Source organism: Nostoc sp. T09 (assembly GCF_002154695.1).
GTDB lineage: Bacteria > Cyanobacteriota > Cyanobacteriia > Cyanobacteriales > Nostocaceae > Aulosira.
This window is the reverse complement of the sequence record NZ_MTAV01000210.1, coordinates 43,741-64,554: the sequence shown is the minus strand read 5'-3', so window position 1 is coordinate 64,554 and position 20,814 is coordinate 43,741. Positions and strand designations below refer to the sequence as shown.

The following is a 20,814-nucleotide window of genomic DNA, read 5'->3' as shown; positions in this document are numbered from 1 at the left end:
TATTACCGACATACTCCCATTGGAAATGTGCCAGTTAGTAAATTCGGGCTGATCGTTCCTATTAGGCTTGTTCACCTTCCCCTGTTGTTTCGTAGCCTTTTTCAAAAATTAAATAGGAGTTCTTTACTTGAAAAAGTGTTACAAAATTAATGTGATACTTGGATTAGCTAAAAACAAAACTAACAATTATCGCCAGAAGATTTATTAATCTCTAAATAGTTTTCCCAAAAAGTTTTATTAGTAAGTTCAGGTAATGTCTCTCTATAAAGTTGTTTCAATCGAGAAAATTTAACTGCCATTTGTAAACAGATAATTATTGTTTTAACAAAAATTCTAAAAAATTCTAATCGAGAGATTATTACTACAAAACCTTCATGGTTATTTATGTTATAGTACAAACCTTTCCTAGCTCTAAAAAAATTAATAGGTCTATACCCATAGGTTGGAACAATTGTATATCCTTTTTCAGATAATCTATTCTGCTTATGAAATAAAAAATTAGGCAAAAGATGACCGTTTAATGTGATTAACCTTATCAAACGATGCAAACTATTTTCTCTTTCCTCAATGCTTTTTTCATACTTACCATAAACAAAAGGTAGCTCTGGTTTTTTAACAGATTTCTCTGTCATACGTAAAACTTCTAAATTTTTATCTTCAGGGTTGATTGTTTTTATGTAGTAAGGACCATTTAAAAGATCTGAGGCTGCCTGTAGAATTAAATTTGCAGTTTTATATTTATAACAAAAAGCTTCCTTGAGACTAAATTTTAAAATCTTCTTAATTGCACTAATTCTACTGAACTTATCAGAGTAAATAATACTTAAAATCATTTCATTCTTTATAGAATAGTAATGCTGTGATGCAGGGGAAGATTTATTTTCAAATGATTCATGCCATACACATATACCATTTAGAGTCACAATTCTTTGCTGTAATCTGATTGCTAGTTCTATATCATCACCTCTTACAAAAAATGGATATGGCAGATTAAAATTATCTATAACTTTTGTAGGAAAGCAAAATAACCACCAGCCATTATAATTAATATGCTCCTCAACCTCATTGAATAAAACGTTTTTTAAAACTCTAAGATCAATATCGGGCTTGATTCTAACAATTTCATCATCCCAGATTGCTCCATTTTCATGCTGAACATATTTATTGTCCAGCTTTAACATGCTGCCTCCAATACATAAGCTTTTGTCATTAATAACTCTTTGAAAGTTATAAATTCTCTCAAAAGCCTCCGGAGCTATAACAACATCGTCATCCATAAATATAATGTGAGAAAAATCTGTTTTATGTTCTAAAACTTCTAAAATTCCTCTAGTATAACCACCACTGCCCCCTGTATTTTTATTAGGTATTAAATGAACTTTAGGATTCACAAAATTATTTAATGTTTTACCATTATCAATCACAAATATTTCAAATCTGTTTACTAGATCTGGATTAATAAATAAATATTTTTCTAATAATTGAATATTTTTATAAATGTAGGCTTCTCTTTTATATGTACATATAACAATAGCAATTTTCTCATTTATTTCCGGTAAGTTATTAACTTTGGCATTAAAGTAACCACCTGTAAATATACAATTATCTGCTAAAGCCTCAATTTCAAGATAGAGCAATCCTTTATATGCTTGAATTTCTATATCATGAAATACAACAACGTCATCTAAATTATCGCTAGTAATTACTGTCTGATTAACTAAGTTGACCGTTTTTGAAAAGTAATCAACTTGCAAAAGCTTAATTTGAAACTTTCCTTGCAAGCTTAAGTTAAGGTTGATTGTTTTTACATTTGTATATTCTTGCCATTTATGCGCAGAAAAACTATTAAAATAACTATCAAATTTTATAATTCCACCTTGTTTAAGCTCAACTCTATTTTGCTCATAATTCAACAAACACTTAGAGTTTCTTCTTAAAAAAAGTTCTTCTGTAGTACAAATATCTGTATTTGGCAAGACAATATTTTGCAGCTTAACGGCAGTTATAGTGTTTTTCGATTCTAGTTTTAGGTTGACAATAACCTCGGTCATTTTTATTTTCTCCATCTTAAAAATGCTAAATATTAAAGAAGAATAGTATAAATTTAGATGTTTACCGTAGTTTTTAGGTAGGCTTCAACAACTTCATTGGCGTTCCCAATTAACTTTACCTTTCCTTTGTCCAACCAAATTACCCAGTAGAATTTTAGGAAAGCTAACAGGTCTCTTCACTAAAATTGACTTTATTTAAATTACCTTTATGCAGCTTTATTCCAGCATTCCAGCCAACACGAATTCCGTAAAAAGTTTGCTGAATGTACTTTAATAAAGTTGAATTTGGAAGATGATGTGTAAATTTTAAACGCAGTATCCTCAATAGACAACGATGGGTTATAAGTAATATCAAACGAGCCACAAACATTACAAAAGGAAATTTTTTAAAGCCATGCTTAAAAGCAAAGTAAGTTGTATTTTTTGCTAGAGAATACCAACAAGTAAGATGCTTTTGGTCGATGCGATTATGGCTAGGTTGAGGATAGTGATTTACAGTAACATCAGCATAATGAACTTCATACCCAGCCTGAATTAGACGTAAACAAACATCAGTTTCATCGAGAAAGTAATCAAAAAATTCATCATAGCCATTAATTTTCTCCAGTAAATCTTTTCTAAAAGATGAATTTGTACCCATTAAACCGTTAAACCAAAAGCCGTTTGCTTGGTTATAATCCACAGCATCAGCTGGACGAATTGCAATTGTTTCGCTGAAAAGATTGGTAATACCCCGACAAAACTGTAGAGGATGACCGGGACGAGTTAAATCTCGAACTGCACCTCCAACCGCAGCACAATTGTCTCCATGTATGGTATAGCTAAATAGCAATTTCTCTAACCATTCTGACGGCGGAATGGCATCATCATCAAAAAAAGCAATAATTGAGCCTGATGCTAACTTGATTCCCCTATTACGGGAGTAACTAATATTGCGAGGCTCAACTTTCAATAACTTTACTGTTAAGCTATTGTTGCTAGTTACGCTATGGACTATTTCACTTGTCTGTGTTGTTGATGAAGAGTCAATCACAATGACTTCAAAATCTGGGTAGCTTAAGAGTTCAAGTGATTTAAGCGCTTTCGCTAAAAAATCATGGCGATCGCTCGTACAAATTATAATTGAAACTAAGGGAAATGCTAAATTAGGTGCTATGTTCGGCATTTGTGATAACTTAAGTAAGTTTGCGAACTTGCCAGTATATCTGCCACATTTGGCTGATAGTTTGAGTAACTGCCTGGATAAAACCTAAAAGATTAATTGCCACAGGTACGTAACCATTACCTGTGAAATAGTAAACTTGCTTTGCCAAATTAAGAACGTAAAGTTTGGGTTGTTGACAGCTAATGAGAGCTATATCTATTGGCTTCTTAAAAAATGCGAGTAGCCATAGCCAAAGATACTCAGCTAATTGTTGAGGTGGATGCCACAAAGTAAGTTTTTGCTCTACCTGCATCTTGTTTAAAACTTGGCTTTGTAGATCATCTTGATAAATGTTAGATTGTACAAAAACTTTAGCTGGCTGATTAATAATTTCCTCTAAAGAACACTCAGTATAGTTTAGTGTTCTTGGCATCTTCCCCCGAATACCTGCAAGAAAGTCTTGAAAACCTCTTATGGAAACTTCAGCTAGAAAGTACCGTCCTGTTGCAGCGTAGTAAACTAGACGTGGCAAACTCACAACAACTCTTTTTAATACCAAGCCAGGTCGATGTTTTTGCCAACAGTAGCAAAGATTGCGCTCATCGTAATAGTTAACCCAGGGTCTACATTTAAAATCAGGTGAATGATGCCAAACAATTGAATCTGGATTTACTGCCACAATCCAACCAGCTTGCTTGGCTCGCAAGCACCACTCTACATCATCAAAATGTAAAAAGTAATCTTCAAACAATCCTATTTGCTGGACAATTTGTTTACGCACTAATAACGATGCTGCTGCGCAAACATCTACATTAATGTAAGCTTTGCCATTGAGGATTTCCTCATTTGAAATGTTACTATAGTTACCGAAGTTGGTTTTTAGGTGTGCTTTTGCGGTGTTAATAAAGCTGCCTAATTCTTGAATCGTATTTGGTTCCTGTAGCTTCCGAATTTGAGAACCAACCAATCCTACTTCGGGATGGTTTTGTAAAGTTTGAACTAGGGCTTCTAGAGCTAGCGGATCTAGACGAACATCATTATCAAGTAGCCAGATGTAATCATATTCAAGCTGGCTAACAAATTGTAACCCGTAAGAAAATCCACCAGAACCCCCTAAATTGCTACCTGTTTGCAAAACTTTGAGCAAAGAAGAATAGTTCTGCTCTAAGTAATTTTGAGTACTATCCGTTGAACCGTTATCTACAACATAAATATCTAGTTGGAAATGTTCTGAATTCAGTTTATTAATGTCTTCAATTAGCAAGCAGATATGATGTAGCTTGTTCCAAGTAACAATAACAGTAGCTACTTTGACACTCCTCATAAATTTTATATCTTGGTTTTGGAAACTTAATTTATAAACATTTAAACATGACTTGATATGACGATTTTCAAATCTCCAAAATGTGATTTTTAAATTTACGAGAAAAGATTTCCAAAATTTATCGTAATTGTTTTTCGATGTCTTCTATCTAAAGATATGCAAGGCTCTATCTAAAGAACAGGAAAATTATTAAATAAATTTGTATTATTATAAACAAATTAAATTTATAAATATTTTATGTAGCTTTAAATACAGATATAATAATATTAATTATACTGTAAATATATGCTTATTAACCTCACAATTGTTGTTTCGATGATGCTATTACCAAGCATAAGCGATAATTTCTTTTAGTTTTGAGTACTGAGGTTGCTATTACTTTTTCTGTCTAATTAGCTTCCCAAACTCTAGCAACTTCCCGCGATCTACCTAATAGACGGAAATTCTAAAAGGTATGTATCTATCTAAGGAATGATTTTATTTATTTCTTAAACATTTTTTAGACAGCAGCCTTTCACTAAAGCTATTAGCGAAAAAACCAGGATTAAGGTATACAACTTTACGTAGAATTGATATGAGTTGAATTTTGAATTTAAATCTTGAATATAGAATTTTTGCGTGGCTTAACCTGGCTAAGTAGTGAGTTGCTACTAGTATTAATTTTTATACTTTTATTTATTCTTTACTTGACTGGAGCTTTTCATAAAAAAATCAACTATCGAATAACAGATGTTCCAGGATTAACTGAACCTGACTTTCCTGTGGCGATGATGAGTGTATCTAACTCATTGATTACTCAAGGGGAGTTTACAAACTTTTGGTTTGAGATTGAGGATATTTATACAGCTAGGTTAGAAGCAATTCAGCGTGCCCAAAGTACAATTCACTTTGAAACATTTTTTATGACACCTGGTCGTCGCGCTGACGAATTTGCAGCGGCGTTGGCGGAGCGATCCCAGGCTGGAGTTGAGGTACTATTTATCGCTGATAGCTTAGGGGTAACAACAATATCTCAAGATTACTGGCAAAAACTCAAAGCTGCGGGTGTTGCTGTGCGCTTCTTTCATGAGTTTACTTGGAAAGCTCCCCTCGCTTATAACATCCGCACCCACCGTAAATTGTTACTAATAGATGGGGAAGTTGCATTTGTCGGGGGTATGGGAGTTTCCGATCACTGGGATGGTGTCCAAAAAAAGGAAGTTACAGATCCCTGGCTCGATTTGGAGGTTTGCTTCACTGGGCAAATCGTCGTTACCCTAGAAGGGATCTTCATGCAACACTGGCTTTACGAGGGAGGAGTAGCTAGTCTTAGGCCAAAACTATTCAAATCACCTGTGATGGGTGGTGCAACTGTCCTAGTCACACCAAGTAGCTCTCCGGCTGCCAGTTCTACTGTTTGTGCCCTTTTTTACACTACTTTTTTGGCAGCAACACAGCGGATTTGGCTGGCTAGCCCTTACTTTCTGCCAGATCATAATGCTCGTCAAGCGCTGTTGGCAGCAAAGAAAAGAGGCATAGATGTACGTATTTTAACTATGGGATTCCACAACGACAAAAAATTAATCTACTATGCAGTACGTGAAGGGTACGCCAAATTACTAGCAGCTGGAATCGAAATTTATGAGCACCAGCCTAGTATGATGCACGCCAAAGTATTGTTGATCGATGACAATTTTGTCAGTACAGGTAGTACCAACTTAGACCCTCGCAGCCTTTTCCACAATGATGAGCTTCAGCTTTCCTTATCTGAGTCAGAATTAGCGCAATTAGTTGAGCAATTCTTTGCTTATGGAATTAGCAGAAGCGATCGCATAACTATAACAGAATGGAAAGCTAGACCTATTTGGCAGCGAGTGTTAGGTTGGCTAACTCTTTTCTTCCGTTGGCAGCTATAACTCGTTTGGTTCAGAGAATTTATCTGTTGAGGTAAGCAGGGAACGGGGACAAGGGAGACAAGGGGGACAAGGGAGACAAGGGGGAAGAAATGCTTGGCCTTTGACCAATGACCAATGACAAATGACAAATGACCAATGACCAATGACAAATGACCAATGACAAATGACAAATACACAATTTAACTTTTATTTTTACGCAGATACTTAAAAAATGAAATTACTTTCAGAGCCTTTAAGCACCGAGTATTTAAATATAGAAATTTCGGGACTATCTAAGTCATTACGGAATTCTAAGATAGTACAAATGTCAGATTTACATTATGATGGACTGCTGTTATCTGAAGAACTTTTAGCACAAGCAATTAATACAAGCAATCAACTTCAGCCTGATTTAGTGGTACTTACAGGTGACTTTGTTACTCATAGCCCCAAACCAATACATCAACTAGTAAAACGGTTGAAAAGCTTAGAAAGTCGCGCTGGTATTTATGCAGTTTTAGGAAATCATGACCTATATTTACCTACCTCTAAAGCAGAAATAACTAGTGCTTTAACTGCTGTGGGAATTCAAGTTCTTTGGAATCAAGTAGCCTATCCTCTAGGCCCTGAGTTAGCATTAGTAGGACTTCCTGATTATTGGTCACCTGAGTTTAACCCTGCATCTGTAATGCGGCAAATAGATGTCAACACGCCTCGGATCGTGTTATCTCACAATCCAGATAGCGCCGAAGCATTAAAAAAATGGCGCGTGGATTTACAACTTTCAGGACATACTCACGGGGGTCAAATAGTGATTCCAGGAGTTGGTTCTGTACCTCACTGGATTTATTCATCTCGTCATAAAATTCCCGAATTCCTTTGGCCTTGGATACCCTTTTTAAAAGGAAAATGGCCGAAAGTTGTGAAGAATTGGCAATGGAGCCAAGGTTTACATTGGGTAGGTACAAACAAGCTTTATGTTAATCGTGGTTTGGGAACTTTTCCGCCTGGACGCTGGTATTGTCCTCCCGAAGTAACAGCGATCGCTTTGGTTTAATATTGACGCTCAAAGATTAGGCAATATGAGTGACCAACTGACACAAAAAATTCAACAGGATTTTGATAGAATTGCCTTACTTCAACCTGTACAATGGAACCATAACAATCATTACCATAGTTTTTTACTCAAGCAATTACCACCCCATTGTGAGAAGATTTTAGATATCGGCTGTGGCACTGGTGTTTTTTCTCGTCTGTTAGCTCAACGGGCCGATCAAGTTACTGCGGTAGATTTATCTCCAAAAATGATCGAAGTCGCGCAGGAACAATCTCAAAGTTATCCAAATATAGATTTCCAAGTAGCTGATATATTGCAATGGCAATTTCCTGTTGAGTATTTTGATGCTATAGCGTCGATTGCCACAGTTCATCATTTACCCTTGGAAGTATTATTGCCCAAAATTCAGGCGGCTCTCAAACCTGGTGGTAAGTTTTTAATTCTAGACTTGGTTAAATCAGAAGGGATACAAGATATACTGAGCGATGCGATCGCTGTTCCCTTACATTTGACATTGCAACTGTTAAAAAACAAACGCCTCAGACCGACACCAGAAGCGATTGCAGTATGGCAAGAGCATGGTCGCACAGACAAATATCTCACGCGATCGCAAGCAAAACAAATATATCTGAAGTCGTTAACCGAAGCAAAAATCAGAAAGCATTTGTTCTGGCGATACTCAGTTGTATGGGAAAAATCATTAACAGCAACTTAAATACACAGCATCGTAAAATGGGGCTGATTGCTATGCTTCTCAAATAGCTAAAAAATTTGCTATTTTTGTTTTTAAACAAAAATCTAGAAACTTGCGGGCAATTCTCCTCAATTCTCGGCATACTTAAAGAGGGAGAGCATTTTAGACAACTCCCTGCTATTTGAGGCGTGAAGGTAAACCAGCGACAATGAGACGTACAACCACTAGTAGATCGGCTAATAGTTCTAAATCTTCTGCATTCCAATCTCCTATATTTAACTTCACCACCATAGCGATTTTGGGGGGCGTCCTTGTGTTAGGGATTGGAATTGGCATTGCTTTTAGCTCTACAACCACTTTGTCCCCATCAAATGTGGCTTCCCGTGAATTTATTGATACTAAAGCACCAAACCCTGAGATTTGCGTGCAATACGGAGCCAGCGCTATGGTGATGGACGCCAGACTTTTTGTAACTCTCAACCCTTTCAATGTCTACGTTGCTCAACCTAGTATGCGCCCTGGATGCGTTCTCCGCCAAAATAACTGGGCACTTTTAGAGCAGCGAAAGCTAGTAACATCTGACCAGGTAAGAGAATGTAAGAACCGCCTGAACACTTTTGGTTTCACAGGTAACTTGGACACTGACAAACCTGATATTAGATGTATTTACCAGAATGAGTCGGCTCAAAACTTTTTCATGTCTCAACCAGGAGCAGTTGCGCCAACGCAAGAAACGGATAGATTTTAATAGCTTGGCAACGAAACTTGAGATTTAAAGAAGATAAAAAAGTAGGGGAAGCTAGCGAAAAATTAATTTATAATTCATTCTCACCTCTCTAGCTCCTCGCTTCTTTTTATCGCCATTAATTTCTTGTTTTGGGAATAGGTTGACCAAACTCAATCACCGTTGTTTCGGGAACATTAGGTGGATATTGAGGAACTGTAGGGATGGGAAAATCAGGTTTAGCAATAGCAGCAGGGTTGTTAAAGTTACCAGGTTGATTTGAGAAAATAGGTGGAGGAAGTGTAGAACTGGGTAGTTGAGATTGGTTGTTAGGTGTAAGGGGCGGTACAACGACAAAAGGTTGTTGTTGGTTAATAGGTATTGCAGGCAAGTTGTTAGATGGTGGCGGTAAAGTAAAAAAGGGTAATTGTTGGTTAGTAGTTGGTGGTTGGCTAATAGGTTGTTGTGGATAGTTATATGGGAATTGCGGTAAGTTGCTAGGTTGTTGTGGGTAGTTATAAGGATTTAACGGGACGTTTCCAGGCAATTGCGGATAGTTTCCTGGTTTTGCAGAGTTTCGATAACCAGGGCTGAAAGGACGTAAAACCCAGCGCGTAGGGTTTTTTTTAGATAAAGGTTGCAATTTCATCTGATTAGGATCGAAAAAATTCCCTGGTGCTAAATCTAAAACAATCCGAGTTACGCCTGTGTTCAATTGGGAAACGCGAACTCTTTGGATAGCTCCAGAATAATTTTGTTGTGTAGGAACATATCCCAATTTGGTATTGGGTAAATCTACAACAATACGTGGAGGTTGTGCAAGATAGAAGTGATGAGGTGTTGTACCTGCTGAAAGAGCAAATTCTAGTTGTAAAACCTCTGGAGAAAAACGCCAATTATCCAGCCTGGCTAATGGAGTGGACACAAGTGGTACATTGGGATAATTGGGTGCTTGTGGCGGCTTCGCAACTGGTTTGGCACTACTGCTACCAGCTTGTAGAGTAATTGTTATGTAGACACCAAACAAGCTAATACCAAATAGCTGCTGGCAAAATTTTAAAAATTGCTGAGTTCTTAAACCTTGGTCCATAATTTTTATCTAATAATTTTCTATTTTTCATTGCTGCTGTTCTTTTAATGCTTTTTAAGCTGTTGAGATTTTTCTTGAGCTTTTTGTGGTACAGCTGTAAATCTAAAATTTCTAGTGCTACCTCTTAAAGTCAATTGACCAGTAAAATTTCCTTGTTCTACCAATTGCATTTGCATTGTAGCTAAGTGAACGAGTGCATTTTGAGTAGAAGCAATATTACACAGAAGGGATCTGTCAATTTTGCCAGATAAACTCAATTCTTTATTTCTCAATATGCCTGAAAGAGAATCATTTTTGGGATTGCTAGTGGCAATTTCAGCATCAGTATTTGCTGGTAAGAAAGAGGCATTGAAGTAAATACCTGATTGTTGAAGGTTGAGTATCAAAGCATCTGGTTTTTCACAGTTAGGTATATCGTCCGCCAAAGTCAGACGATAGCGATTGTTAATTGCAGGGGGAGCTTTAAGATTAGTTTCCCCATAAGCGCTGACAGTTTTAAACAGCAGGAGAACTGAACCGATGGCTATGCCATAAAAGGCTAAGGATTTTAAATTAAAATGATTCATTGTTTCAGCTCTTAGCGACCGATTCCTGACTAGTAACCTCAGACAGCACTGAGGATAAATGAGATGTGACCTGACTATAGCGGCGGGTAATTAGCAACGAGGAACGACATTGAATCGCTAGTTGATCTGTATATCTTCCTAGAGTTTGGCGTTCGATACCCCATGCGCGGCTAGTACCAGCAATCGTTAGGTCAACTGCTTCGGAAGCTGCGACTACTGCTTGCATTGGCTCTGGCGACTCAATCGTCTTGATTTCAATGCGATCGCGTACACTTTCTGGCATTTGTCCCATCATCGTGTGTAGCTCGTAACTCAATTCGTTGTTGACTTGATTTTCTGAAACTACTTGTAAAATCTGCAATGTACAAGTATCGCGGTTGATGAGCAATCTCAAGGCCAGTATTAGCGCCAAATCATCATGGATATTTGCAGAGTAAGGAACTAACAAGCTTTCTAATCGCTCCCCTCCTCGGTCAATAAAAACTGCTACATCCACAGGTGCAGTAGTCAGAATTTGACCAACTCTGCCACCTAAGCGATTGTTACTAAAAGCCGGACGGTGCCAACCTACTAAAATCAGATTAGGTTGCTCAATTCTGGCAATATCTGCTGTTTCTCTAGCAACATTGCTCGATAGGCGGATGATAGGCTGTACATAAGAACGTGAGGTTGGTGGTTCTAAAGTATTAATTAATTCTTCTAGCTGTTGGTGGCGTTGCTCAATTAATCGGTTAGCCTCAACTGGTGTGCTCTCGAAGGCATAGTCTTCTTCAAATTCAATCAAGCTGAGGGGATGAACTACAGCAGGTTGGCGATAATTAAGGGCGATGGCTACTGCTAACTGCAATAAGCCTTTTTGGGTACTGGGATTAGCTACTGGTACTAAAATTCGGTACTCGCTACTAACAGTAGTTTCCTTCTCGGCTGCTTCCAATTCTGGCTCTAAGCGATCTAACTTGATCAGCTTTTTCGGATATGTCCATTCCAGTAGTGGTGAGGTCATAAATGTCGTTACCAATGCCATAATCACTAGCATGGTAAAGAGTACAGGGGAAATCACGCCTAAATCCAGACCAATATTGAGCACGATTAACTCGGTCAAGCCGCGAGTATTCATTAACCAACCAAGGGCCGATGCTTCCCGCTTATTAATGCCACTGACGCGAGCTGCGACATAAGTACCAATATACTTGCCTGCGATCGCCACTGCTAATACCAATGCACACAGTAACCACAACTCCGGACGGTTGAGCAAGCCTACTTGCGTCCGCAAACCACTAAAGGCAAAGAACACTGGTAGCAGAAATACCAATACAAAATCTTCGGTTTTTTCTGCCAGTTCCCTGACTAGATCTGCATTCTTGGGCATGGCTGCACCCAGTAAAAAGGCCCCAAAAATCAGGTGAATGCCAATTAGTTCGGTGATCAGAGCAGAAGCCACGACTCCCATATAAATCGACGCTACTACCAATTGGCTCAGGCGTCTGGTGCGTTGGTAGTGGCTAGCAAGGCGTTTGAGAAACCAACGTCCCACTGTCACCATGAAACCGATGTAGAGTAAGCTGGCGATAATTGTCGGGAATGCACTAGCAATGCTACCTTCTCTCGCTACCGCGATCGCTACTGCTAATAAACACCAAGCCGTCACATCATCCACAGCAGCGCAAGTTAACGCCAATGTTCCTAAGCGCGTTCCTTGTAAGTTGTTCTCTGTAATAATTCGCGCCAATACAGGAAAAGCTGTAATCGACATCGCCGCCCCCAAAAATAGGGCAAAGGCGGTAAAGGAAACACTAGCATTGGAAACCAGAGGATACAGCAACACTGCTAATAGTGTGCCTAAAGAAAAGGGCACCAAAATGCTGACATGAGAAGTCAAAACTGCTGTTTCTAACTGACCGCTGAGGTATTTTGGATTGAGTTCCAAACCAATAAGAAACATGAAAAATATCAGTCCCACCTGAGACAACACATTCAAAAATGGAACTGCTTCAGGTGGGAACACAGTAGCTGCTGCTGATGGTGCAATCAGACCAAATAGAGAAGGTCCGAGCATAATCCCGGCAACAATCTCACCAATTACCAGCGGTTGCTTAACTGACTTAAATGCCAGTCCAACTAGCCGTGACAGTCCAATAACAATCAGCACCTCAAAGAGAACGAGTATTACTGTGTGCATAGTTTCCTCGAAAGTGGCTATCAGGTTTCCCTAAGATAATTCTTTAAATCAATAGAAAATGTCAACCTTTTTATACACAACCCAGCTTCAATCCTGCCAGGTTATGATGTTAATTGTTGTTACGACACTGGGTTGGTAATTAGCAATGAATTGTGGTTAATTTAATACCTAAGTGATTAGTTGACAGTCAATAGTCAATGGTCAATCGTCAATATTTGCAGGAATTATTACCTCAAATATATTGCTTACATCCCTATTTTCTAGCTCTTAGTCTCTATTTTCAAGCTAGTCAATCACAGGCAATCTTCCATAACTAAAGCCTTCGCGTGAAGCAGTTGCTCTCCAAGACTGCACTGCTTCACCTCTGGCCTCGTAGCCTATTTAAAAATAGGCAATTAATACTATTATTAAGCTGGAAATTTTTCGTAAATTGTACCTTGTAATAAAAAGGCAACTAGTGGCGATGCCATCAATGTTGTCACAATTGCCATAATAACCATGATAGTAAATAAAGTTGGGGTAATTACTCCTTGCTCTAGCCCAATATTGAGGATAATTAACTCCATCAAACCACGAGCATTCATCAGAGCACCAATAGTTGCCGATTCACGCCAAGTTTCTCCAGCGAATTTTGCTGCTAGCATACAAGCAATACCTTTACCCAAAATAGCGATCGCCACAATTAACAGCGTAATTCCCCACAACGTAGGTGTATTTACTAGCCCTATTTGAGTGTTGAGTCCAGAGAAGACAAAAAATATTGGGAGTAAAAACCCTGTAGTCAAATATTCTGTGCGATCGCGTACTTGTTCGGCAAATTCACCGCGTGGCATTGCTGTACCTAAAATAAAAGCGCCAAATACTGCATAGATGCCTATGGCATCAGTAAACCATGCACAGAACATCAAAACCATCAGCACTAAAGTTAAAGTCTGAATTGTCACACCACCATCTTTGTCTGCAATTCGAGCAAAGATTTTCAATGCTGGTTTGCCAATAAAAATTGTTAATAGTACGTAGCCAATCCCACCACCAATCGCAAAGGCGGCAATACTTGTATTGGCATTCAGACTCGCTAGGACAATAGCTAGTAAACACCATGCAGTCGCATCATCTATGGAACCAGCTGCTAGTGCTAAAGTCCCAAAGGTAGTTTTGGCAATGCCGCGTTCGTAGAGCATCCGGGCTAACATGGGAAATGCCGTAATCGACATAGAAGCACCCAGATATAAAGCCGCAGCCCAAGGAGTAACCCCTGGTTTGAATAGATCGCCTTTACCATACAAGAAAAAAGCTGCAACTGCACCCAAACAAAAAGGCGCAATTATCCCAGCACCAGACACCAAACCTGCACTTTTGAGGCGCTGCTTAATCAGATCGGTATTAAACTCTAAACCGATCAAAAACATATAAATTACTAGTCCAATCTGACTAACAGCGAAGAGAATTGACATTGAAGGATTGGGGATTTTTGCTCCCGTCGCTAACAAGATTGGTGCTTTTGGAAATAGCCATTGCTGTATGTCTGGATTGATTAAACCCAGCAAAGATGGGCCTAACATCACACCAGCAATCATTTCACAAACAACATCGGTTTGTCCCAGATATCGTTTCCCAACAATAGTCACAACCCGACAAGTTATCAAAATTACCGTTATTTGCAGCAACAGCTTGAGTACTAGCTCAAAATTTGACATTTTATTTCCCTTAGATGAAATGGGGAGAGGTAGTATAGCAATCTTAAGGCAAGAGTCAACCAATAACTTGTTAGATCCCCGACTTCTTTAAGAAGTCGGGGATCTGGGCTGTAGACAGTTAAGAATTGAGCTTTTTTACATATTGCGATCGCAACTTATGTTCCTGATAAAAAACTTGATATCTTTGTAAAAATAAAGTCCACAAGGCATATAATTTTGATGCCAGCCCTAAAAATATGAGCGCTAACGAAATAGTTCTTCGACCTGCACAAGAAACAGATGCATGGGATATTAGTGCAATTCATATTGCTGCCATAAAAGCACTACCAGCAACCTTCTATTCTCAGAAAGAACTGTTAGCTTGGCGAAATTATCGTGATCAGCCTGATGGTTCAAATATCATGAAGAGTCTGAAAGCAGAACATTTCTGGGTAGCTGTCGAAGATGATGTGCTTGTGGGGTTTGCTAGTTATATTGTGGATGAACTCATAGCTTTATATGTGCATCCCAAATACCAAAGAAAAGGCATAGGGCGAGTTTTAGTTAATCATTTTTGCTATCAAGCCAGCGAGCAAGGTATAGATAAAGTACTTACAAATGCTAGCCTGTATGCTGAAGGATTTTATTCACGGCTGGGTTTTACTTTTATCGCCAGGGCACCGCATCAGTTAAAGAAAGGGATAATTGTTCCAGTTACAAAAATGAGTAAAAAATTAGATTTAGTTTGAAAATAAGGCAGAAGGCAGTCCCGATGAAACAAGTTTCATAGTCAAGCATGAAAGTGGAATTTTTCTGTTCCCTGTTCCCGACAGGCAGAAGGAAGGTAAGAATTTTTATGAATTAAAGTCTCCGAAACGGCAATTGTAGTCTCCGAAATAGCAATTGTAGTCTCAAAAATGGCAATTGTAGTCTCAAAAATGGCAATTGTAGTATCGAAAATGGCAATTGTAGTCTCCGAAACGGCAATTGTAGTCTCAGAAATGGCAATTGTAGTCTCAGAAATGGCAATTGTAGTATCGAAAATGGCAATTGTAGTCTCCGAAATGGCAATTGTAGTATCAAAAATGGCAATTGCGTAGGCGCAGCCCAACCTAGGCATCGCATTTCCGAACTATGGCTGCTTGTCAGAGGAAATACGCATTTTTACTCTGTGATTAAGACATTAGTTAACAAATCGGTTAGGATGAAGCGGAATTTATTCTGACAGGAATAACAGAAAATAGTAGAAGTTATATTTCCTTTTGAAAAAATATTTTACAAGTAAAAAACATCTATAAAATTATGAATGCAAGCGAACGTAAAATTGAAACTAAAAGCGATGCTCCGGGAACTTCTAGCGGTGTCATTCGCCTCAAACCCCAGCAATTTATTCATGTTTTAGACAACAATACTGGTGTTACCCGCTTGGAAGTTGGGCCGCAAACCATTACGCTGCGCGACCACGAACGGTTGATATTAAAACCTGAGCCAATGATTGTGGTTCCACCTCGCCACTATTGTATTGTTGCTAATCCAGTGCAACGGAATGAGGAAAATCAACCGATCGCTGATGACTTTGGTCAGGTGAAACTGCGGTATGGTGACGAAGAAATCCGCTTTGCGCAAGAACCATTTCCACTTTATCCCGGCGAAGAGTTAGAGGGAGAAATCAAGCGCTTGCAAGTGGTTGAGACTAATCAAGCACTGCGTCTGCGATCGCTGAGAGATTTCACTGATACGATTACCGTTACCGTTGACGGGCAAATTCAAACTAGGAATATCAATCGGTTAGCGGGGGATGAGTGGCTGTTTGAAGGGCCGGGAACCTATGTTCCTCGTGTAGAAGTAGAAGTCATGGAAACGGTGACAGCGCAGATAATTAAGCCCAACCAAGCATTGCGCTTACTGGCGCGACAAAATTGTAGCGATCGCTTAGGTAATCAGCGTCGATCTGGTGAAGAATGGTTAGTTAGAGAAGAAGGAGCCTATTTACCAGGGGTTGATGAAGAAGTTGTAGGCATGATTAATGCCTATGTGTTAACAGAAAAGAAAGCTTTACATCTGCGGGCGCAACGCACATTTAATGATGTTTTTGGTCGTCAGCGCAAAGCTGGAGATGAATGGTTAGTAACTTTTGAAGATGCAGAAATCCACATTCCTGATGTTTATGAAGTAGTGGTAGGGGAAGTTAAAATTACCGTTTTGGGTGACAGAGAATGGTGTATTGTTGTTAACCCCATTGATGATGCAGGTAAACCGCAATTAGGAATGCGCGAAGTACGTCAAGGTAGAACTTCATTTTTCTTGCATCCTGGTGAATCTTTAGAAAAGGGTATCGAAAAAGTTTATGTTTTAGGTGAGCAAGAAGCATTGTTACTGCGGGCGAGAGAAGCTTTTAGCGAAGGTGAAGGCGCAACTTTGATTCAACGCCAACCTGGGGATATGTGGATGATTGCTGGGCCGAGAGATTATATTCCCCGGGTGGAAGTGGAAGTAGTAGAAAAACGCCAAGCTATCCCCCTAGATAAGAATGAAGGAATCTACGTCCGCGATATTCAAACAGGCGAACTCAAGCTAGTGGGTGGCCCTCAAGCATATATGCTCACACCCTATGAAGAACTTTGGCAAAAAGAACTACCAACCGTCGTTGAAGAACTACTAGCAAATAAATTTGATCCTATTGCTGACAGGGGACAGCATCACCGAGATCAAACAAATTTACCTCAACCACAAAAACGCGATCGCACTAAGGCGGTTGTCTTTCACGTTCCTCAAAACGCCGCCGTCCAAATCCATGATTATAAAGAAAGAACAGCCCGCACTGTCTTTGGCCCCGACTTGGTGATGTTAGGCCCAGATGAAGCCTTTAGCGTGTTGAGTTTGTCTGGTGGCGTACCCAAACAAATGCATCGGATTAAGTCACTGGCGTTATTACTGGGGCCAGATTTTATGACGGATTTATTTACCGTCGAAACTTCCGACCATGCACGCCTACAGCTGCGGTTATCTTATAACTGGTATTTTGACGTAGACCGCCACGACGAACAAGCAGCCGCCAAACTGTTTCAAGTACCGGATTTTGTCGATACTGCATGTAAAGCGATCGCATCGCGGGTGCGTGGTGCAGTAGCAGGCGTCAAATTTGATGAATTTCATCGCAATTCTGCCCGTATTATTCGCGTTGCCGTATTTGGTACAGATGAAGCCGGACATATCCGCGAAGAATTCCGTTTTAGAACCAATAACTTGGTGATATTTAATGTTGATATTCAATCAGTCGAACCTGTTGACGAACGTACCTTAGACAGTCTGCAAAAATCGGTGCAAATTGCGATTCAAATTACCACCGATGCTCAAGAAGCCGCAGCCCGTCATGATGCTGAACGTATCGAACAAGAAGCAAAAGCTAGGTTAGAAAGACAAGCAATTGTCGATAAAAGTGCAGCTGCAAGTGAGCGGAAAAACCTATTGGAATTAGAAGCAGAAAATGCCGCAATTGAAGCCACAGGTCATGCTACCGCTGAAGCCAGAGCTAAAGCAGAAGCCGCGAGAATTCAAGGCGAATTAGCAGTAAATTTGGCACAACAAGAAGCAGAAGCCGCCAGGGTTCGAGCCGAAGCTGAATTAGAGCAATTACGCGCCCGGCAGATGGCGGAACTCGCCCACCAACAAGCACTTGTTGGTTTAGAGATAGAAAAAGCACAGCGGATGGCGGAAATTACTAGTTCCGAATTCCGTCAAAAAGTAGAAGCTATCGGGGCAGAAACCTTGATTGCAATGGCACAAGCTGGGCCAGAAATGCAGGCAAGATTATTGCAAGCTTTGGGGTTGCAGAGTGTTTTAATTACTGATGGACGCAGTCCGATCAATCTATTTAGTACAGCCCAAGGCTTAATTAGCCCAATTAATCCTACGCAATCACCTTAACTTTTGATGAGTTCGTAGCCAGCACTTTAGTCCTGACTACGAAACTACTTTTACCTCAACATTAATGATGTGTATATTCCAAGTTTATTTAATACACCAATCATACATAATTCATACTGAATTCTAAGCTCGAGTTTATCCATTTTTACCAAACCCAAAACCTGACACTGAAACCATTGCGGGAAATCAAATTGGTGTCATGCATGAAAAATTAGATCCCCGATTTCTTAAAGAAATCGGGGATCTGTAACGAGTGAATTTTCACAAATTATAGAGGATTGCTAGACTATACAATCACTATCACAAGAGACTTAAATAACCTTACCAATTAGCTGTGTTTGTCTCATCCCAGATTTGCAAAGATAACTCCTGGAGATAATTTAATGCGCTTTCAATTTGTGCATCTGTTCCTTGTAATTCCAGGTCAAACCAACCATCACCAACAGCATTAGCTCCCAAAATAGCCGCAGTAATATTAACAATCAGACCATAGTCAGAAACTAAGCGAGAAATTACAGGTTCTTGGTGATAGTCCTTTGGGATTCTTACCCTAATTCGTTTAATTTGATTTGTCATTTGCCATTTATCCAGAGTCAAAAGTCAATAGTCAACAGTCATTTCTTCTTCCTCTGCTTCCTCTGCTTCCTTGTCCCCCCACACTCCCCCTACTTCCTCATTCCCAATCCCAACTCAATCCACATCCTTAATGCGGGTTTTGCGTTCTAAAATCTCTTTCAACACCAAAGTGACTACTGCTAGTAGCGCTAACAGTACAGCGGCGGAAAATGCAGCTTCAGTTTCATACTGTTTGTAAGCATCTTCAACAAATAGTGGTAAGCTCTGGGTTTTATCAGCAATATTGCCAGATACTACTGAAACCGCGCCAAATTCGCCCATTGCTCTAGCATTGGTTAAAATTAAGCCGTAGAGTAAACCCCAGCGAATACTGGGTAGGGTGACGCGCCAAAATGTTTGCCAATCGTTTGCGCCGAGTGTTCTTGCTGCTTCTTCTTGATCCTTGCCAAACTCTTCTAAAACAGGAATTACTTCTCTAGCGACAAAGGGCATACTCACGAACGCGGTAGCCAATACCATACCAGGAAAGGCAAAGATAATTTGGATATCATGCCCTTGCAGCCAAGGGCCAAACCAGCCATTTCGCCCATATAGCAACACAATCATTAATCCAGCAACTACGGGCGAGATCGAAAAGGGTAGGTCAATAATACTTAAGACTACAGCCTTACCAGGAAAATTATGACGAGCGATCGCCCAAGCTGCACAAAGTCCAAAAACTGCATTGATCGGCACAGCTATCACCGCTAGTATTAGCGTCAGCCAAGCTGCATGGAGAAAGGCGGGTTTGGATAAGTTAGCAAAGAAGGGGCCAACCCCTTTACCGAAGGCTTGGATAAAAACGTTGATTGCTGGGATATATTGAACTAAAGCTAAATAGGCGATCGCAATCCCAATTAAAAGTGTTGGTACCCAACTTTTAGTTTGTTTGGGGTTGACTGTAGGTTTATCAGCAGCCGTAGATGAGTGAAACCTTGGCTCATTTACTGTCATATCTTCTTGACCAGGCTTGTAAGAAATTAATTGCTAGAAGTAGTACTAAGGAAATTGCCAATAAAACTACGCCAATGACAGTTGCACCAGAATAGTCGTACTGTTCTAGCCGTTGAAAAATCAATACAGGTGCAATTAAATCTTGGTAGGGTGTATTAGAAGAGATAATTACAGTAGAGCCATACTCCCCAACTGCACGCGAGAAACCCAAGGCTACACCAGTCAGAATTGTGGGAAATAAAGGTGGTAAGATAACTTTCCAAAAAGTCTGCCATTGGGAAGCACCTAAAGACCAGGCGGCTTCTTCAATTTCGTGTTCCATTTCTTGCAGCACAGGTTGCACTGTCCGCACTATAAACGGTAGCGAAATGAAGATCATTGCTACCCATACGCCCAAACGAGTGAAAGATACCTTAATCCCCAGTGGTGCTAATAGTGAACCAATCCAACCATTATTACTGTACACTGTTGCTAGTGTTAAACCTGCTACCGATGTTGGCAAAGCAAACGGTAAATCTACGGTGGCATCAATGATGCGTTTTAACGGGAAGTCATAACGCACCAATACCCAAGCAATCAGAGTCCCAAATACCCCATTGAGCAAAGCAGCAGATAATGAAGTAAGAAAAGTTACATTGTATGTCGCAAGGGCGACATCACTAGTAGCGATCGCCCAAAATCTGGCTGGCGTTTCTGTACTGGCTTTGAGAAACATCGCTGTTATGGGGATGAACAACATAACTGTGAGGTATCCCAAAGTAATGCGCCAAGTCCAGGGAATTTGACGCAACTTTTGCAGTAATCCTTTCCAGGCGGGAGTTTTACCGTCAGCTTCAAAAGAAGGAGATAGAGTCATTGTCAATAGTCAGTGGTCAGTTGTCAGTTGTCAGTTGTCAGTTGTCAGTTGTCATTTGACCAATGACCAATGACCAATGACAA

The 20,814-nt window shown here is 39.7% G+C and carries 17 protein-coding genes; 6 read left to right on the top strand and 11 right to left on the bottom strand.

Annotated features, from left to right (window positions below):
- Positions 1 to 179: 179 nt before the first annotated feature.
- The 3 genes from BV372_RS31815 to BV372_RS31805 form a co-directional block, all read right to left on the bottom strand.
- Positions 180 to 2,051 (bottom strand): glycosyltransferase family 2 protein, encoded by a 1,872-nt coding sequence (locus BV372_RS31815; protein ID WP_086691059.1) that lies wholly within the window; start codon positions 2,049 to 2,051, stop codon positions 180 to 182.
- 163 nt (positions 2,052 to 2,214) lie between these two features.
- Positions 2,215 to 3,216: a glycosyltransferase family 2 protein gene (locus BV372_RS31810; protein WP_086691057.1), complete on the bottom strand. Its 1,002-nt coding sequence runs from the start codon at positions 3,214 to 3,216 to the stop codon at positions 2,215 to 2,217.
- Positions 3,217 to 3,226: 10 nt separating this feature from the next.
- Positions 3,227 to 4,519 (bottom strand): glycosyltransferase family 2 protein, encoded by a 1,293-nt coding sequence (locus tag BV372_RS31805; protein ID WP_086691055.1) that lies wholly within the window; start codon positions 4,517 to 4,519, stop codon positions 3,227 to 3,229.
- Between the two features lie 599 nt (positions 4,520 to 5,118).
- Between BV372_RS31805 and BV372_RS31800 the strand changes: the two genes are divergently transcribed.
- The 4 genes from BV372_RS31800 to BV372_RS31785 all read left to right on the top strand — a co-directional run bounded on the left by BV372_RS31800 (position 5,119) and on the right by BV372_RS31785 (position 8,892).
- Complete coding sequence (locus BV372_RS31800) at positions 5,119 to 6,414, top strand: phosphatidylserine/phosphatidylglycerophosphate/cardiolipin synthase family protein (protein WP_256973575.1); 1,296 nt, start codon at positions 5,119 to 5,121, stop codon at positions 6,412 to 6,414.
- A gap of 211 nt (positions 6,415 to 6,625) precedes the next feature.
- Complete coding sequence (locus tag BV372_RS31795) at positions 6,626 to 7,450, top strand: metallophosphoesterase (protein WP_086691052.1); 825 nt, start codon at positions 6,626 to 6,628, stop codon at positions 7,448 to 7,450.
- 25 nt (positions 7,451 to 7,475) lie between these two features.
- Complete coding sequence (locus BV372_RS31790) at positions 7,476 to 8,165, top strand: trans-aconitate 2-methyltransferase (RefSeq protein ID WP_086691050.1); 690 nt, start codon at positions 7,476 to 7,478, stop codon at positions 8,163 to 8,165.
- A 187-nt stretch (positions 8,166 to 8,352) separates the two neighbouring features.
- Complete coding sequence (locus BV372_RS31785; RefSeq protein WP_086691048.1) at positions 8,353 to 8,892, top strand: DUF3172 domain-containing protein; 540 nt, start codon at positions 8,353 to 8,355, stop codon at positions 8,890 to 8,892.
- A gap of 115 nt (positions 8,893 to 9,007) precedes the next feature.
- On the opposite strand, the gene BV372_RS31780 is transcribed toward BV372_RS31785, so the two are convergent.
- The 4 genes from BV372_RS31780 to BV372_RS31765 form a co-directional block, all read right to left on the bottom strand.
- Positions 9,008 to 9,958 carry an AMIN domain-containing protein gene (locus tag BV372_RS31780; RefSeq protein ID WP_086691046.1) on the bottom strand — a complete coding sequence of 317 codons (951 nt, stop codon included), beginning with the start codon at positions 9,956 to 9,958 and terminating at the stop codon, positions 9,008 to 9,010.
- 44 nt (positions 9,959 to 10,002) lie between these two features.
- Positions 10,003 to 10,524: a hypothetical protein gene (locus BV372_RS31775; protein WP_086691044.1), complete on the bottom strand. Its 522-nt coding sequence runs from the start codon at positions 10,522 to 10,524 to the stop codon at positions 10,003 to 10,005.
- 4 nt (positions 10,525 to 10,528) lie between these two features.
- Complete coding sequence (locus BV372_RS31770; protein WP_086691042.1) at positions 10,529 to 12,703, bottom strand: cation:proton antiporter; 2,175 nt, start codon at positions 12,701 to 12,703, stop codon at positions 10,529 to 10,531.
- A gap of 407 nt (positions 12,704 to 13,110) precedes the next feature.
- Complete coding sequence (locus tag BV372_RS31765) at positions 13,111 to 14,400, bottom strand: cation:proton antiporter (protein WP_086691040.1); 1,290 nt, start codon at positions 14,398 to 14,400, stop codon at positions 13,111 to 13,113.
- Positions 14,401 to 14,636: 236 nt separating this feature from the next.
- On the opposite strand from BV372_RS31765, the gene BV372_RS31760 reads away from it, so the two are divergent.
- Positions 14,637 to 15,128 carry a GNAT family N-acetyltransferase gene (locus tag BV372_RS31760; RefSeq protein ID WP_086691038.1) on the top strand — a complete coding sequence of 164 codons (492 nt, stop codon included), beginning with the start codon at positions 14,637 to 14,639 and terminating at the stop codon, positions 15,126 to 15,128.
- A gap of 41 nt (positions 15,129 to 15,169) precedes the next feature.
- Here BV372_RS31760 and BV372_RS31755 read toward each other — a convergent pair whose 3' ends face one another.
- Positions 15,170 to 15,499 carry a hypothetical protein gene (locus BV372_RS31755; protein WP_086691037.1) on the bottom strand — a complete coding sequence of 110 codons (330 nt, stop codon included), beginning with the start codon at positions 15,497 to 15,499 and terminating at the stop codon, positions 15,170 to 15,172.
- 182 nt (positions 15,500 to 15,681) lie between these two features.
- Here BV372_RS31755 and BV372_RS31750 point away from each other — a divergent pair, with 182 nt between their 5' ends.
- Positions 15,682 to 18,306 (top strand): colicin uptake protein, encoded by a 2,625-nt coding sequence (locus BV372_RS31750; RefSeq protein WP_086691035.1) that lies wholly within the window; start codon positions 15,682 to 15,684, stop codon positions 18,304 to 18,306.
- A gap of 321 nt (positions 18,307 to 18,627) precedes the next feature.
- Here the strand turns inward: BV372_RS31750 and BV372_RS31745 are convergent, their stop codons facing one another.
- The 3 genes from BV372_RS31745 to cysT form a co-directional block, all read right to left on the bottom strand.
- Positions 18,628 to 18,882 (bottom strand): NIL domain-containing protein, encoded by a 255-nt coding sequence (locus tag BV372_RS31745; RefSeq protein ID WP_086691033.1) that lies wholly within the window; start codon positions 18,880 to 18,882, stop codon positions 18,628 to 18,630.
- A 114-nt stretch (positions 18,883 to 18,996) separates the two neighbouring features.
- Positions 18,997 to 19,875, bottom strand: a complete 879-nt coding sequence (gene cysW, locus BV372_RS31740) for a sulfate ABC transporter permease subunit CysW (RefSeq protein WP_086691031.1) — start codon at positions 19,873 to 19,875, stop codon at positions 18,997 to 18,999.
- On the bottom strand, positions 19,862 to 20,731 hold the full coding sequence (cysT, locus tag BV372_RS31735; RefSeq protein ID WP_086691029.1) for a sulfate ABC transporter permease subunit CysT: 870 nt from the start codon (positions 20,729 to 20,731) through the stop codon (positions 19,862 to 19,864). Before cysT ends, cysW begins: the two co-directional genes overlap by 14 nt.
- Positions 20,732 to 20,814: the final 83 nt, after the last annotated feature.

What these genes read in the sequence shown, in the direction of transcription:
- BV372_RS31815 (WP_086691059.1), bottom strand. Translation starts at nt 2,051, where the DNA reads ATGACCGAGGTTATTGTCAACCTAAAACTAGAATCGAAAAACACTATA.
- BV372_RS31810 (WP_086691057.1), bottom strand. Translation starts at nt 3,216, where the DNA reads ATGCCGAACATAGCACCTAATTTAGCATTTCCCTTAGTTTCAATTATA.
- BV372_RS31805 (WP_086691055.1), bottom strand. Translation starts at nt 4,519, where the DNA reads ATGAGGAGTGTCAAAGTAGCTACTGTTATTGTTACTTGGAACAAGCTA.
- BV372_RS31795 (WP_086691052.1), top strand. Translation starts at nt 6,626, where the DNA reads ATGAAATTACTTTCAGAGCCTTTAAGCACCGAGTATTTAAATATAGAA.
- BV372_RS31790 (WP_086691050.1), top strand. Translation starts at nt 7,476, where the DNA reads ATGAGTGACCAACTGACACAAAAAATTCAACAGGATTTTGATAGAATT.
- BV372_RS31785 (WP_086691048.1), top strand. Translation starts at nt 8,353, where the DNA reads ATGAGACGTACAACCACTAGTAGATCGGCTAATAGTTCTAAATCTTCT.
- BV372_RS31780 (WP_086691046.1), bottom strand. Translation starts at nt 9,958, where the DNA reads ATGGACCAAGGTTTAAGAACTCAGCAATTTTTAAAATTTTGCCAGCAG.
- BV372_RS31775 (WP_086691044.1), bottom strand. Translation starts at nt 10,524, where the DNA reads ATGAATCATTTTAATTTAAAATCCTTAGCCTTTTATGGCATAGCCATC.
- BV372_RS31770 (WP_086691042.1), bottom strand. Translation starts at nt 12,703, where the DNA reads ATGCACACAGTAATACTCGTTCTCTTTGAGGTGCTGATTGTTATTGGA.
- BV372_RS31765 (WP_086691040.1), bottom strand. Translation starts at nt 14,400, where the DNA reads ATGTCAAATTTTGAGCTAGTACTCAAGCTGTTGCTGCAAATAACGGTA.
- BV372_RS31760 (WP_086691038.1), top strand. Translation starts at nt 14,637, where the DNA reads ATGAGCGCTAACGAAATAGTTCTTCGACCTGCACAAGAAACAGATGCA.
- BV372_RS31755 (WP_086691037.1), bottom strand. Translation starts at nt 15,499, where the DNA reads ATGCCTAGGTTGGGCTGCGCCTACGCAATTGCCATTTTTGATACTACA.
- BV372_RS31750 (WP_086691035.1), top strand. Translation starts at nt 15,682, where the DNA reads ATGAATGCAAGCGAACGTAAAATTGAAACTAAAAGCGATGCTCCGGGA.
- BV372_RS31745 (WP_086691033.1), bottom strand. Translation starts at nt 18,882, where the DNA reads ATGACAAATCAAATTAAACGAATTAGGGTAAGAATCCCAAAGGACTAT.
- cysW (WP_086691031.1), bottom strand. Translation starts at nt 19,875, where the DNA reads ATGACAGTAAATGAGCCAAGGTTTCACTCATCTACGGCTGCTGATAAA.
- cysT (WP_086691029.1), bottom strand. Translation starts at nt 20,731, where the DNA reads ATGACTCTATCTCCTTCTTTTGAAGCTGACGGTAAAACTCCCGCCTGG.